Origin of the sequence: Bordetella genomosp. 12 (genome assembly GCF_002261355.1) — a bacterium.
GTDB lineage: Bacteria > Pseudomonadota > Gammaproteobacteria > Burkholderiales > Burkholderiaceae_B > Bordetella.
In genome coordinates this window covers 147,015-159,825 of sequence record NZ_NEVU01000001.1, presented here as the reverse complement: position 1 = coordinate 159,825, position 12,811 = coordinate 147,015, and the positions used below count along the sequence as shown (strand labels likewise).

Sequence of the window (12,811 nt, the reverse complement as noted above, 5' to 3'; positions counted from 1 at the left end):
GTCAAACACCGCAGAGCAAAAGAGGTTAGCAATGTCTTGGCGTTTATTGTTCGCAACGCTTCTGGTCGCCCTGGCCGCCGCCGCCTGGGGCGGCGTGCAGCTGGGAGATTGGCTGGTGGCTCACGCTCCCGCCGCCAGCGAGGCCCCCGGCCAGGATAAGGGCGACGCGGATCAGGCGGTCCTGGATGCCAACGGGCGTCCGTATGTCGCGCAGCCCCCCCAACCGCGTACCGATGGCACGCTCGGCGTACCCGAGCAGCCCGCCACGCGCGAGTGGGCCGTCAACACCGTCTCGCTGTTTGACAGCAATACCGACCCGTCGGTCCAGCTCTCGCGCGACAGCATCTCCATGGATCGCGCGCGCGAACTGGCCGCCGATTCGGACGTGCCTCTGCCCAACGGGCCTTCGGACGTCTCGACACTGGATCTGCAACAAACCGCGCTCCCCGGCATTCCGCCGCCGGCCGCGCCACCCGTACAGCAATCCGGCGTAACGCGTGACAACCCGCCCGTGGCCCTGAACACCCCCCAGACGCAGGCACCGCGCGCGCCGGCCAACTGGCAACAGCAATTGCGCAGCGAACTCGATCATTGCGCCACGCTGGGGTTTTTCGAGCGGCCCAGCTGCTCCTGGACCGCTCGCAACAAGTACTGTGCGCCCAACCGCGCCTGGGGCACCTCGGCCGACTGCCCCCGCCGGCCCGAATAAGCCCACCGCACATGACCAACCCCTTTCGCATGAAAGGGGTTTTTTTTCGCGCCGGATACCTGGCGTGCCCATGACGGGCCCGCCCCCCGGCGCTGGCAGCCGCAAGCTACGCGGGCTAGGGTGCGATGACCAAGAGCGAGGTGAGGGGGTCCACGGCGGGCGCGTCAGCGCTGCTGCGGGCGTCACGCATCAAGGTCGCAGAAGGCAGCTCCCCGAACAACGCACGGTAATGGCTGGAGAACCGGCCCATGTGATCGAATCCCCAGCGGGTGGCGATCTGCGAGACGTTTCCCTGTTGCGGGGTGGCGTGCAACAGCTCCCGGCGAACGCGATTGAGCCGCACATTGCGCGCATAGGTGACCGGATTGGCGCCCAGCGCATGCTGGAAAGTCTGATTCAACGTGCGCCGGCTGATGCGCAACATCAGGCAGAGCTCGCCGATGGAAGGCGGATCATCGGGCCGTTCGAGGATACAGTCACGCACCCGGTCCACGATGTACCGCTGCACTTTGCTTTGACGCACCGCCCGGTGATCGCGGGTACCCATCATCGCATCGACGCACAAGGCGAGAATGTCGAGCTCGAACTGGCTGTAGCCGCTGGGCCCGCACTCAAGCAGTTGCTCTTGCTGGGCACCGACGCTGTTCAGGGCATTGGCAAAGCGCGAGCGCATGCGCTCGGCCTGCGCCGCGGGCACGGGCTCGACCGACGCGCGGGCCCGCAGCAACGCCCGCCAATCGACCTCCTCGACCGTTTCGGCATAGGCTTCAATGATGTTCGATCGTATCGACGCCGCCATGATTTCCGAGACCTCGGCCGTGCGGAAGCTCAACGTGGTGCCCACGTCCAGCGTGATGACGGCATCGAGCGGCATATGCAGGTTGTTCCAGAGCGATTCGCCCTGGACCAGACAGGGAACCCCCACCACATAGGTGCCCTGCGGTGCATAGGCTTGCTCGTCGACGGCGCGATTCATGGTCTCGCGAAACACCTGCAGGTTGCGCATCGACACGCTCTCGACACTCCCCCTGAAACTGCCTGAGCTGAGCTGGGTGTAATCCTGCTGCCAGAACGGCAGGGCGTCGGCTTGCTCCACGACGTCGCTACACGTGGCTCGGACAATATGATTTGTTGCAGGCAATGCCGACTCTTGCTTGGGACGTGACAAGGGTTGGTTCATCGCTGTCTCCGTTCGTATTCTTATCACATGAGCCTCGGGCTCAATTCTTACGTTCTGCGGTCACTGCACTTGCCCAGGGCCGGCCGCAGCGGTGCGCATGCCTCGTCAGCCTGCGCACCGCCGGGCTTCAGGCCTTGCCGCGCGCGGCTGCCAGTTGCTCGAGCAGCAAGGCGGCCGTGGCGGGCGAAGAGGCAGGATTCTGCCCCGTGATCAGCAGGCCGTCACGCACGGCATGCGACGTCCAGTCCGCGGCGCGTGTGAACTCCGCACCCTTGGCCTTGAGCTCGTCCTCGACCGAAAAGGGCACGATCTCCGTGGCGCCCGCGGTGACCTCTTCGCTGTTGGTAAAACCGGTCACTTTGCGGCCCTGGACCAAGGGCTTGCCGTCCGGCGCTTTGACATGCCGCAGCACGCCGGGGCCATGGCACACCAGGGCAACGGGTTTCTCGGCCGCCAGAAAGGTTTCGATCAGTGCGATGGACTGCGGGTCCTCCGCCAAGTCCCACAGCGGGCCGTGGCCGCCCGGGTAAAAGACGGCGTCGAAATCTTCCAGCGTCAGCGCGTCCAGGCGCTGCGTATTGGCCAGCTGGGCCATCGCCTGCCCGTCGGCTTCGAAGCGCAGGCCTTCCTCGGTCTGGAAGGGCGGCTCCTGGCTCAAAGGATCGATGGGCGCCCGGCCGCCTTTGGGCGAGGCCAGCACGATCTGTGCATCCGCCCCCTTGAAGGCGTAGTAGGGCGCGGCCAGTTCTTCCAGCCACAAACCGGTTTTCCGGCCGGTATCGCCGAGCTGATCATGCGAGGTCAAAACCATCAGGATCTTCATTGGGGTCACTCCACATTGAAAGAATAAATTAGACCGGTCGTATATAAATTTTTCGATAAAAAAAGCACCTCGAGGGAAGTGCGCACGCCGCCGTGATTCAGGCAGGGAGATGCAAGGTCAGTCGGGTTGCGGCCAACGCCGATTCAAAGGGTTGAGGACTACGGACGATCTTCGCCATGACACTGGCGCCGACCCATAGCTGATAAAGCGTTTGCGCGATCTCGTCGGCGGTGCCATCGACCACCAGCGAGCCTTCCTGGGCGCCCGCCTCGATGGCCTGGGCCAGGCGGGCAATGACGCTGGACGAACCCCGCTTGAGCGCCAGACGCATGGCCTCGGACAAATCTGCCACTTCCGCGCCGAGTTTGACTGTGAGGCATTTGCCCTGGCAGCCGGAAAAAGACTGCACCTCCTGCCACTCCTGCCAGTAATTCATCAGGCGCTCGGCCATGGTCAGCCCGGGCGCGGTCAAGGTCTGTTCCAGGCCCGCGAGATACTCCTCGAAGTAGTTCTCGAGCAGGGCTTCGCCATAGGCGTCTTTCGAGCCGAAGTAGTGATAGAACGACCCCTTCGGCACGCCGGCGGCAACCAGAATTTCATTGATGCCGACGGCGGCAAAACCTTTGCCGGCCATGATGCGCTGCCCATTGGCGAGGATCTTCGCGCGAGCGTCGCTGTTTCGAAGGGTCGAAGTGTTCATGCGGGCAGTCTAGCAACGACTAGACCAGTCGTCTAGGAAAATTTCGGCACCACCCGCCGGCCTCGCCGGACCGCGAGCCGGGATCTGCCACATCCGCCCGTATCACCGGTTTCGCTCTCGCCCCTCACGCCCGCCGGACCGCGCATCCCCCTTCGCGTGCACACCCTGCGAAAGCCCATCGCTCGCCACGGCAGTTCATCGCATCGCAGGGCCACGACGCACACACGAACCTCGCGTTGTGTCACGCATGCCGCGACGCGCTACGCAGCGCAAGCCGCGGTGCGCGCAACGCTGGCCATGCGTGTCGCACACACGCCATTCCGCGCCGCGGCACTGCTCACAAAGAGGCCGCGCCATAGGCGCGCCTCAAACCCTGCGGGGAAAACCCTAGGCAGGCTGATGCCGATTTTGGCTAACGCGACCGTGCTCGCGGAATCAATACTTCGCAGCCATAGGCCTATCTCCAACACGATCAACAACACGAGACATATTCATGAAGCTTTTCTACAGCCCGGGTTCCTGCTCACTGGCACCGCACATCGCCCTGCAGGAAGCAGGCATCAATTTCGAACTGGCCGAGGTATCGCTCGAAGATCACAAGCTGCGCGACGGCAGCGATTACACCGCGATCAATGCGCTGGGCTATGTGCCGGTTCTCCAGCTCGATGACGGCATGCGCCTGCACGAAACGCCGGCCATCCTGCAGTTCCTGTCCGAACAGAACAATGCGCAGACCCATGACGCGTTGAGCCGCGCGCAGTTGGGGCAGTGGCTGGCCTTTATCGGCGGCGAGCTCCACTCGGTGTACTACATCCTGTTCTCACCCGACGCCGAGCAAGGCTTTCAGCAGGCGACCCGCGCCAAACTGCGCGCCCGCTACGAATGGATCGACGGCCAGCTCGAAGGCCGCGACTACCTCACGGGCCAGACCTTCGGCGTGGCCGACGCCTACCTGTTTGCCGTCACCAGCTGGGCCGATGCCGTTGGCGTGGATCTGTCCGGACTCGAACGGCTGCAAGCGTGGCTGGAGCGCGTCGCGGCGCGACCCGCCGTCCAAGCGGCTTTGCGCCGCGAAGAAGGCTGAGCCCCGGACGCGACGCGGCCGAAACCAGATCCGTACATTCGAAGGAAAACCCAATGCCACGCATCGCATTTCTCGTGACGAGCGCAAACGCCATCGATCTGAAAGAGGCCTCGGCGCACCCGACTGGCTACTGGGCCGAAGAGGCTCTCAAATCGTATGAGCGCTTTGTCGACGCCGGTTTTGACGTCGTCGTGCTCACGCCCGACGGCAACAAGCCCGTGCCCGACCCTTACGGCCTCGAGCATATTTTTCACTACCCGGACATCGACCGGGATTATTTCGCCTCGGTGTATCGCACTTTCCATCACGATCCCGACGACATCCGCATCACCCTGCACCACACGACGGGACAGGAGCTGATGGCCTCCCGGCGTATCGCCAAGCTGCTGATGGAGGCCGGAAAAACGTCGGATGAAGCCCATCAGCTGCTGAGCAAAGCCGCGAAGATCGCCTGGCGCCAGAAGCGGCAGCTCAGCGAAGTCATGCTCAGCGAGGGCCTCGATGGCGCGCTGCCGGAAGCCACGATACGCGCGGCCATCGAAGAACTGCGCGCGGCCGCGCAAGCCATCGCCGACGAACGCGCCGCAAAGCTGGCCGCGATAGCGAGCTTCAACAACCCGATCGCGCTGTCGTCGCTGAGCGACGAACAGATGGCGCAGTTCGATGCGCTGTTCGTCCCCGGCGGCCATGGCCCGATGGTGGACCTGCCCGACAACGCGGATGTGAGCCGGCTGCTGCGCATTCTGCACAACGACGGAAAGATCATCTCCTCGCTGTGCCACGGGCCGGCCATGCTGCTGTCGGCACCCGATCGCGCCGATGGCCAATGGATGTTCGAAGGCTACCGCCTGACCTCCTACACGAACGACGAGGAAGACCAGAACCGCATCGGCCAACTGGGCATGACCTGGTATCTCGCCGATGCGCTGCAAAACGCAGGCGCCATCTTTGACGATGCGCCCTACGCCTGGGCCTCCCACGTCGTCGTAGACCGCAACCTGATCACCGGCCAGAACCCCAACTCGACCGAGGCGACCGCCGACGCCGTCGTCAAAGCGCTGCGCGCCGCTTCGGCCTGATCCTACCGATCACAAGGAAAACTCCATGTCCAACAGTTCCGGCCAGACGGTCGCAACCTTCTTCAATGCGTTTCGCGCCAAGGACGTCGCGTCCGCGCTCGCCTTGGTGTCCGACCAGGCCAAGATCACGGTCTTTCCGCTGCAAGTGCGCGAAGGCAGCAAGGACGTGATCAGCCAACTGCTCACCGATATCGTCACCGCCTTTCCGGATTTGCTGATCACGATGCGCAATGTCATCGAAGCCGGGAAAGTGGCGCTGGCCGAATTCAAGCTCGAAGGCACGCAGTCCGCGGACTTTCTCGGCGCCATCAACCAGGAAAAGCACCTCGATCTCGACACCGCCTGGCGCTTCACTGTCGACAACGGCCAGATCATCGGCATCGATGCCTACTGGTGTCAAAACCAACTCTATCGTCGCCTGGCCGTCAAACGCCAGGATCAAGTCACGATCGTTTGACCGGAGCCTCCCATGAACACCCTTGTCACCCAAACCCCCGTCGAGATCGTGACCGAGTTCTTCGATCGCTATCGTGACCACGATGTGCCCGGCATGTCGGAACTCTGTACCGATAACGCTAACTTCGAGTACATCCCCTTCGAAGTCTGGGCCAAGCAGCGCGTGGTCCGCGGCGACGGCAAAGTGCAAACCGTGGGCCGCGTTATCTGGAGCGGCCTGATCAACGCCTTCCCCGATCTCGGCAACACGGTCTTCCATATCGATGGCAACGACAACGGCGATGTCGTGGTCGCCTGCGACATCACCGGCACTCAGGAGTCGGCCTGGGGCTTCATCAGCTCCAAGGGCCAGTACTTCGCCGAGCCTCATCTGTTCATTCTGCACGTAAACGAAGACGGCCTGATCGACAACATCCGGGCTTATTGGGACAACGCCGGCGTGAACCGTCAGCTTGGCCACTTTGAAGTTGACTGACCTGCCAGAGGCGGAGACAAAAAATGACATTGCTGAAACGCGAAGAATGGCAGGGGTTCGTCCGTGACGTGGACTGGACGCTTTCCTATGTGGATGACGAAGCCGTCTATCCTGACTGGCTCACCGGCACGGGCAAGGTGCCGCGCGAAGCGTGGTTGAAATGGGAGGAGGGCTACAAGGTCAGCTATCCGGAGTACGTCTATACCCAGCGCGAAAAGGAAGCCGCGACCTACGGCGTGAAGGCGGCGTTGCAGCGCACCAAGACCTTCGATCACCTCGACGAAGGCTGGAAGTCGGGCACCAAGCAGCACTTTGGCGGCGTGGCCCAGGTTGAGTACGCGGCCACCCTGGCCGAACTGAAGATGGCGCGCTTCGGCCTGAACGGCGCCTGGCGCAATATGGCCATCTATGGTCATCTCGATGAGTTGCGCCACAATGCCCTGAACACCTTCTTCGGGCATGAACTGGTCGCCAAGGATCCGCAGTTCGACTGGACGCAGAAGACCTACAGCACCAATGACTGGGTGCCGGTGGCGTTGCGCACGCTGTTCGACGGATTCATGACGACGTCCAACGCCGTGGACTGCGCGCTGATGTTGCCGCTGACGTTCGAAACCGGCTTCACCAACCTGCAGTTCGTCGCGCTCGCGGCCGACGCGCTCGAAGCCGGCGATGTGAACTTCGCCAACATGATCTCCACCATCCAGACCGATGAGGCGCGCCACTCGCAGCAGGGCGTGGCCACGCTGGAGATCCTGATCGAGCACGATCCGCAACGCGCGCAATGGGTGATCGACAAAGGCTTCTGGGCCAATGCGCGGGCCTTCGCCGCGCTGACCGGCCCGGTCATGGACTACTACACCCCGCTGGAACACCGCAAGCAATCCTTCCGTGAATTCATGGAGGAGTGGATCGTCGACCAGTTCATCCGCACGATCGAGGACTACGGGCTGAAGAAGCCCTGGTTCTGGGATGAATTCATGCGCGGCCTGGACACCTGGCATCACAGCCTGCACATGGGCCTGTGGTGGTGGCGCCCGACGCTGTGGTGGAACCCGCGCGCCGGGGTCTCCAAGGACGAACGCGAATGGCTGCGCGAAAAGTACCCCAATTGGGAGAAGGTCTACGGCGACAAATGGGATGTCATCATCGACAACGTCAATGCCGGCAACGTCAATCCGGCGCTGCTGCCCGAGACCTTGCCCTGGCTGTGCGAGACCTGCCATCTGCCGATGTGCAACCCGACGCAATCCCGCGACGGCCAGTGGCGCATCCGCGACCACTCCCTGAACTACAACGGCAAGATGATGCATTTCTGCACCAACGGCTGCCGTCAGATCTGGTGGAAGGACCGCGACAACGTCAACCACAAGACGCTGGTCACGCGCTTTCTGTCCGGCGACATCCAGCCGCCCACCGTACAGGGCATTCTCGACTACATGGGCATCACGCCTGATGTCATGGGCGAAGAGATCGATTACCAGGCCTGGGCGAAAGACTACGCCGGCCGCGAGGCGAAAGGCCTCATCCTCAGAGGAGCGTGACGACCATGTCCGATCAACAAGCCGCAGCCGAAGTCGTTCCGCTGAACGCCATCTTCTCGACCGATTTTGTCGCGATTCTGGTACCGGTGACCACCGCCAACACCATGGACGAAGTGGCCGCCGCGGTGGCCTACCACTCCGAAGGGCGGCGCGTGCGCGCGCTGCCGTATCCCAAGGTCGTGATCCATCAGGGCAAGAAACTGCCCGGCCACATGACCGTGGCTCAAGCCAACATCAAACCGCTCGACCACGTCGCCGTGGAGTATGAGATTCCCGCAGGAGCCGCAGCATGAAGAACCCCGTAGGCCCGGTGCTGCGCGTCAGCGATGAAACCGACAAGATCGTGGCTGCCATCGAAGATGACAACCCCGATCGCGAAATCGAGATCATCGACCGAGGCGCCTATCTTCGCGTGCAGGCCGAAGACCGACTCGTACTGACCGAGTCTTCATTACAGAACTACCTCGGCTCCGACTACCGCATCCGCTCGCTCGAAGCGGTGCTGTCGTCGTTCTCGGGCCGAGTGGCAACGGAAAGCGATTCCATCACCTGGTACAGCGGCCAGTCGGGACGCACGGGCAACATCGCCCAGGAAGGAGACAAACAATGAGCACCCAGTCCAACGACAGCGCCGCGCCCAAGCAACGCAAAATGCGCACCTTCAGTGCGTTTGGCAACGTCCGCCGCATGCCCAGCGAGTACGAAATCGTCACGCATGCGCAAAACTGGAACGCCCGGGGCCGCGTGCCTGGCCGGGCCAATGTCTTCGAACAAAACCCGTCCTCGCCCGGCAACCTCTGGTTCATGACGTACCGGGAACACTCGCCCCTGCAGACCGATGATTGGGATGGCTTTCGCGACCCCGATCAGATCCATTACCGCGCCTACGTCAATCTGCAGGCCAACGAGCAGACCAAACTGGACGGCGTTCTCGAACAATATGGCGACTCCGGCTCGGATGAGCGCCTGAGCAGCGCGCAGGTCGACGTGCTGGCGCATGCCTTGGCGCCGCAACGATACCTGGTGCATGGGCTGCAGCAAGCCCAGGCCTATCTGGGCTACATCGCCCCGAGCTCGTACATCACCAATGCGGCCTGCTATGCCAGCGGCGACTTTCTGCGTCGGGTGACCACCATCGCCTATCGCACCCGCGCGCTGCAGATCGCGCATCCGGAATCCGGCATCGGGGTGAAAGAGCGCGAACTCTGGGAAAAGCATCCGGCATGGCAACCCACCCGTGAAGCCATGGAGCGCGCGCTCATTACCTACGACTGGGGCGAGGCGCTCACCGCCTTGAACCTCGTGCTGGCGCCGACCCTGGACAACGTGCTGCTGCATCAACTGGGCGAAGTCAGCCGCAACAACGGCGACGAGCAGGACTGGCTGGTCGCCAAGCTGCTCGCCGAGGACAGCGCCCGCCGCAACCGTTGGAGCAGCGCCTTGGCGCGCTACGCCATCTCCAAACGCGAGACGAACATCAAGCCGCTGCAGAAATGGACCCAGAAGTGGTCCGTGATCGCCGATCGCGCCGCCGCGGGGCTGGCTCCGCTGCTGGGCAAATCCGCCGATGACGTCGTGGCCACGGCACGCGCGGCCCGCGAGAAGCTGCACGCCGAGTTCTTCGCCAGCAAACCGGAGTAAACAGCCATGAGCGAAACATCGACCCAGCCGCAATGGCAAGAGGTTTCCCACATTGACGATATTTGGGAAGGAGAGATGACGGGCGTCGAGGTGAACGGGAAGAAGGTCCTGATCATCAACGCCGATGGCGACATCCACGCCTATCACGACCGCTGCCCGCATCAGCAATGGCCGCTGCACGACGGCGACCTCAGCGAGGGTGTGCTGACCTGCGCGCAACATCTCTGGCAGTTCGACGTCACGACGGGTAAGGGCATCAATCCGTCCACGTGCCAGCTTCACAAATACCCCTGCCAGGTCGACGACGACGGGACGATTCGAGTGAGCGTCGAATGAAACGATTCGTTTTCATTGGCGGCGGCGTGGCCGCCGCGACAGCTGCCCGTGAACTGCGCAGCGCCGGTTTCGCAGGCGAAATCATCATCGTCTGCGACGAACCGGATCTGCCTTACGAGCGCCCGCCGCTGTCCAAGGACTGGCTGACCGGCCAGTTCGACCGCAGTCAGTTCCGCATCAACCCCCAGGACTGGTACGCACAGAACGATGTCACCGTGCTGCTGTCGACCCGTGCCACGCGCATCGACGTCGAAGCACACGAAGTGGCGTTGTCCGATGGCCGATCGCTGACTTATGACGCGCTGATCATTGCCACCGGCGTGCGCGCGAAAACCCTGCCCGGATTCTCCGGCGAGCGGGTGCACGTCATGCGTTCGCTGGAGGACTCCGAACGCCTGCGTCATCGCCTCATCCCCGGCCAACACCTGGCGGTGCTCGGCGCGGGCTTTCTGGGCTGCGAAGTCGCCGCCTTCGCCGCCGAGAAAGGCTTGCGCGTGACCGTCTTCGATCCGGGCGCACTGCCGCTGGGCCGTGCCGTCTGCCAGGAGATCGGGCGCGCCGTCATCGATATTCACCGCGAGCACGGCGTGCAGATGCGCACCGGCGAGATCGTGGCCAAGCTCAAGGAAACCCCCACCGGCGTCGAATTGACCACCGGCCGGGGGGAAGTCGTGGTCTGCGATGACGTGCTCGTGGCGATCGGTTCGATTCCCAATGTCGAACTCGCCGAGCAGGCCGGCATAGAGGTCGACGGCGGCATTCTTACCGATGAGTACGGGCGCACGAGCGCGCCGGACGTCTATGCCATCGGCGACGTGGCGGCGCGCTTTCATCCGGTATATGGCCGCATGTTCCGCGTCGAGCATCACGACACGGCCATGCGCCACGGCATCAATATCGCCCGCAACCTGATGGATCAACCGCAGCCCTTCACGGAAGAGCATTTCTTCTGGTCGCAGCAGTACGAACATAGCCTGCAGGCCTATGGGCAAGCCGTCGGGGATTGCGTCGAAGTGATCCGCGGATCCGCCGCCGACCGGTCGCTGTCGGTGTTCTCGCTCGAGGGCAAGCGGATCAAGGCCATCATCTCCTTGAACCGGCCCCAAGACCTGATGCAGGCGCGCAAGATCATGGCCATCGCGCACGAAGTCACCAAGGAGCAGCTTGCCGATCCGGCCTTTGATCTGAAAAGCCTGCTGCCCCGGCCGGTGCGGCCGCAACGCCGGGAGGTCAACGCATGAATACCGTCGCCGAGGCAATCGAAACCATCACGGTGCGCGAGGCACAACTGAGGCTCGCGCAATCCGAAGCCGCGGTGGCGCTGAAATGGGTCATGAACACGCCCGCCGACAAGGCGCGCACGCGCCTGCGCTTTGGCCCGGGCCCGACCTGCGAGCCGCTGGCGCGCATGCTGGACCGCGCGCTGGCGCAAGCCGAAGAGGCCGGCGTCGAAGCGGATCAGCTGGTGCTCAACCGCGCGCGGGTCGTTCAAGCCGAGCACATTATTCGCATCCGGCGCAAAGCCCACGGCCTGGCGGATTGGATCAGCAGCCCGACCAGCGACATCACTCTGGTGCTGGCGCCTCCCGGGCTGGCGCCGGAAATCGACATCGACAGCGCTTCGCCGGCGCCCGGCGTCGCGGACACCCCGTCCTGGACGCCAGCGCCGGAGACCGCCGCCGAGAGCGAGATTCGCCAGGCGCTGCTTACCGTCCTCGATCCCGATCTGGGCGTGAACATCGTCGATCTCGGCTTCGTGCGCCAGGTCAGGCTCGATGACGCCGGCCACGCCACCATCACCATGACACTGACCTCGCCGGCCTGCCCCCTGGCCAAGGTCATGACGGATCAGATGCGCACGATCCTGGCCGAGCGCAATACCGAATTCACGGTCGATTGGATGTGGCAGCCGAGCTGGCGCCCCGCGGACATCACGCCCTCCGGACGCGAACAACTCGCGGCCATCGGATTCAACAAGTTCTAGAGAGACCCCGTCATGACTGACTCAAAGCACATTTCCATCGCCACGCTGGACGCCATCATGGCGGCGTTCAACACCCATGATCTCGACGCGATCATGGCGTTCTTCGCCGAAGACAGCATCTGGGAAGCGGCAGCCGGCCCCGAGCCTTGGGGCAAACGGTTCGTGGGCAAGGCGGCCATCCGGGAAGGCTTCGCCGCCGGCTTTGCGGCCTTGCCCGACGCCCACTACAAGCCGCAGGGGCACTGGTTCCTCGAACACAAGGCGATTTCCGAATGGGCGCTGACCGGCACCAAGGCCGACGGCAGCAAGCTGTGCGTGCGTGGCTGCGATCTGTGGGAGTTCCAGGATCACAAGATCGTGCGCAAGGACTCCTACCGCAAATCGCTCACCTCGGCCTGAACCCACGCGCGGCGGCCTTGACGGGCCGTGGCGCACGCAGATCGTCTTTTTGCTTCGCTAACGGAGTTCTTCATGGCACTTCATGTCATCGCGTCCTTTACTTCGCGTCCTGAGTCGATCGACGAGGTCAGAGACCTCCTGATCGGCCTCGTGGAGCCGATTCGCAACGATCCCGGCTGTATCCAGTGTGATCTGGTCAGCCGCGAGGGCAACGAACTGGAGCTGCTGTTCATCGAACAATGGCACGGCCCCCAGGAGCTCGACCGCCATTTGGCCGATCCCCATATCGCCGCCGTCGTCCAGCGCGCGGCGCCGCTTCTGGCGCGTCCGTTTTCCCTGGATCGCTTCACGGCCGTAGGCTGACCCGCCGCGGGGGCGCAGCACCGCCTGGCAGGCCTGCC

The 12,811-nt window shown here is 63.4% G+C and carries 17 protein-coding genes; 14 read left to right on the top strand and 3 right to left on the bottom strand.

Annotated elements, in window-relative coordinates; all coding sequences use genetic code 11:
- Positions 1–31: 31 nt before the first annotated feature.
- The gene (locus CAL22_RS00755; RefSeq protein ID WP_094809535.1) at positions 32–709 is read left to right on the top strand and encodes a hypothetical protein; all 678 of its coding nucleotides are present in this window, start codon (positions 32–34) and stop codon (positions 707–709) included.
- A 115-nt stretch (positions 710–824) separates the two neighbouring features.
- On the opposite strand, the gene CAL22_RS00750 is transcribed toward CAL22_RS00755, so the two are convergent.
- The 3 genes from CAL22_RS00750 to CAL22_RS00740 form a co-directional block, all read right to left on the bottom strand.
- Positions 825–1,805, bottom strand: a complete 981-nt coding sequence (locus CAL22_RS00750; protein ID WP_167383522.1) for a helix-turn-helix domain-containing protein — start codon at positions 1,803–1,805, stop codon at positions 825–827.
- 211 nt (positions 1,806–2,016) lie between these two features.
- Complete coding sequence (locus tag CAL22_RS00745; RefSeq protein ID WP_094809531.1) at positions 2,017–2,712, bottom strand: type 1 glutamine amidotransferase domain-containing protein; 696 nt, start codon at positions 2,710–2,712, stop codon at positions 2,017–2,019.
- A gap of 97 nt (positions 2,713–2,809) precedes the next feature.
- On the bottom strand, positions 2,810–3,412 hold the full coding sequence (locus CAL22_RS00740; protein WP_094809529.1) for a TetR/AcrR family transcriptional regulator: 603 nt from the start codon (positions 3,410–3,412) through the stop codon (positions 2,810–2,812).
- A 493-nt stretch (positions 3,413–3,905) separates the two neighbouring features.
- On the opposite strand from CAL22_RS00740, the gene CAL22_RS00730 reads away from it, so the two are divergent.
- The 13 genes from CAL22_RS00730 (at position 3,906) to CAL22_RS00670 (ending at position 12,773) form a co-directional block, all read left to right on the top strand.
- Positions 3,906–4,496: a glutathione binding-like protein gene (locus CAL22_RS00730; RefSeq protein WP_094809525.1), complete on the top strand. Its 591-nt coding sequence runs from the start codon at positions 3,906–3,908 to the stop codon at positions 4,494–4,496.
- 53 nt (positions 4,497–4,549) lie between these two features.
- Entirely contained in the window at positions 4,550–5,575 is a 1,026-nt protein-coding gene (locus CAL22_RS00725) for a DJ-1/PfpI family protein (protein ID WP_094809523.1), read from the top strand.
- A 25-nt stretch (positions 5,576–5,600) separates the two neighbouring features.
- Complete coding sequence (locus CAL22_RS00720; protein ID WP_094809521.1) at positions 5,601–6,032, top strand: nuclear transport factor 2 family protein; 432 nt, start codon at positions 5,601–5,603, stop codon at positions 6,030–6,032.
- 12 nt (positions 6,033–6,044) lie between these two features.
- Positions 6,045–6,506 carry a nuclear transport factor 2 family protein gene (locus CAL22_RS00715; RefSeq protein WP_094809519.1) on the top strand — a complete coding sequence of 154 codons (462 nt, stop codon included), beginning with the start codon at positions 6,045–6,047 and terminating at the stop codon, positions 6,504–6,506.
- A 23-nt stretch (positions 6,507–6,529) separates the two neighbouring features.
- Positions 6,530–8,050 carry a toluene monooxygenase gene (locus CAL22_RS00710; protein ID WP_094809517.1) on the top strand — a complete coding sequence of 507 codons (1,521 nt, stop codon included), beginning with the start codon at positions 6,530–6,532 and terminating at the stop codon, positions 8,048–8,050.
- 5 nt (positions 8,051–8,055) lie between these two features.
- Entirely contained in the window at positions 8,056–8,343 is a 288-nt protein-coding gene (locus CAL22_RS00705; protein WP_094809515.1) for a toluene-4-monooxygenase system B family protein, read from the top strand.
- Positions 8,340–8,660: an MmoB/DmpM family protein gene (locus CAL22_RS00700; RefSeq protein WP_094809513.1), complete on the top strand. Its 321-nt coding sequence runs from the start codon at positions 8,340–8,342 to the stop codon at positions 8,658–8,660. Before CAL22_RS00705 ends, CAL22_RS00700 begins: the two co-directional genes overlap by 4 nt.
- Positions 8,657–9,691, top strand: a complete 1,035-nt coding sequence (locus CAL22_RS00695; RefSeq protein WP_094809511.1) for a toluene hydroxylase — start codon at positions 8,657–8,659, stop codon at positions 9,689–9,691. Before CAL22_RS00700 ends, CAL22_RS00695 begins: the two co-directional genes overlap by 4 nt.
- A 6-nt stretch (positions 9,692–9,697) precedes the next feature.
- On the top strand, positions 9,698–10,027 hold the full coding sequence (locus tag CAL22_RS00690; protein WP_094809509.1) for a Rieske (2Fe-2S) protein: 330 nt from the start codon (positions 9,698–9,700) through the stop codon (positions 10,025–10,027).
- Complete coding sequence (locus CAL22_RS00685) at positions 10,024–11,268, top strand: NAD(P)/FAD-dependent oxidoreductase (RefSeq protein WP_094809507.1); 1,245 nt, start codon at positions 10,024–10,026, stop codon at positions 11,266–11,268. The genes CAL22_RS00690 and CAL22_RS00685 overlap by 4 nt, the downstream gene beginning before the upstream one ends.
- Complete coding sequence (locus CAL22_RS00680) at positions 11,265–12,011, top strand: iron-sulfur cluster assembly protein (RefSeq protein ID WP_094809505.1); 747 nt, start codon at positions 11,265–11,267, stop codon at positions 12,009–12,011. The genes CAL22_RS00685 and CAL22_RS00680 overlap by 4 nt, the downstream gene beginning before the upstream one ends.
- Positions 12,012–12,023: 12 nt before the next feature.
- On the top strand, positions 12,024–12,410 hold the full coding sequence (locus CAL22_RS00675; RefSeq protein ID WP_094809503.1) for a nuclear transport factor 2 family protein: 387 nt from the start codon (positions 12,024–12,026) through the stop codon (positions 12,408–12,410).
- Positions 12,411–12,482: 72 nt separating this feature from the next.
- Positions 12,483–12,773, top strand: a complete 291-nt coding sequence (locus CAL22_RS00670; RefSeq protein WP_094809501.1) for a putative quinol monooxygenase — start codon at positions 12,483–12,485, stop codon at positions 12,771–12,773.
- Positions 12,774–12,811 lie beyond the last annotated feature (38 nt).

Coding starts and splice junctions, on each gene's coding strand:
- CAL22_RS00680 (WP_094809505.1), top strand. CDS start 11,265: ATGAATACCGTCGCCGAGGCAATCGAAACCATCACGGTGCGCGAGGCA.
- CAL22_RS00715 (WP_094809519.1), top strand. CDS start 6,045: ATGAACACCCTTGTCACCCAAACCCCCGTCGAGATCGTGACCGAGTTC.
- CAL22_RS00740 (WP_094809529.1), bottom strand. CDS start 3,412: ATGAACACTTCGACCCTTCGAAACAGCGACGCTCGCGCGAAGATCCTC.
- CAL22_RS00745 (WP_094809531.1), bottom strand. CDS start 2,712: ATGAAGATCCTGATGGTTTTGACCTCGCATGATCAGCTCGGCGATACC.
- CAL22_RS00675 (WP_094809503.1), top strand. CDS start 12,024: ATGACTGACTCAAAGCACATTTCCATCGCCACGCTGGACGCCATCATG.
- CAL22_RS00710 (WP_094809517.1), top strand. CDS start 6,530: ATGACATTGCTGAAACGCGAAGAATGGCAGGGGTTCGTCCGTGACGTG.
- CAL22_RS00685 (WP_094809507.1), top strand. CDS start 10,024: ATGAAACGATTCGTTTTCATTGGCGGCGGCGTGGCCGCCGCGACAGCT.
- CAL22_RS00670 (WP_094809501.1), top strand. CDS start 12,483: ATGGCACTTCATGTCATCGCGTCCTTTACTTCGCGTCCTGAGTCGATC.
- CAL22_RS00705 (WP_094809515.1), top strand. CDS start 8,056: ATGTCCGATCAACAAGCCGCAGCCGAAGTCGTTCCGCTGAACGCCATC.
- CAL22_RS00695 (WP_094809511.1), top strand. CDS start 8,657: ATGAGCACCCAGTCCAACGACAGCGCCGCGCCCAAGCAACGCAAAATG.
- CAL22_RS00730 (WP_094809525.1), top strand. CDS start 3,906: ATGAAGCTTTTCTACAGCCCGGGTTCCTGCTCACTGGCACCGCACATC.
- CAL22_RS00700 (WP_094809513.1), top strand. CDS start 8,340: ATGAAGAACCCCGTAGGCCCGGTGCTGCGCGTCAGCGATGAAACCGAC.
- CAL22_RS00755 (WP_094809535.1), top strand. CDS start 32: ATGTCTTGGCGTTTATTGTTCGCAACGCTTCTGGTCGCCCTGGCCGCC.
- CAL22_RS00690 (WP_094809509.1), top strand. CDS start 9,698: ATGAGCGAAACATCGACCCAGCCGCAATGGCAAGAGGTTTCCCACATT.
- CAL22_RS00720 (WP_094809521.1), top strand. CDS start 5,601: ATGTCCAACAGTTCCGGCCAGACGGTCGCAACCTTCTTCAATGCGTTT.
- CAL22_RS00725 (WP_094809523.1), top strand. CDS start 4,550: ATGCCACGCATCGCATTTCTCGTGACGAGCGCAAACGCCATCGATCTG.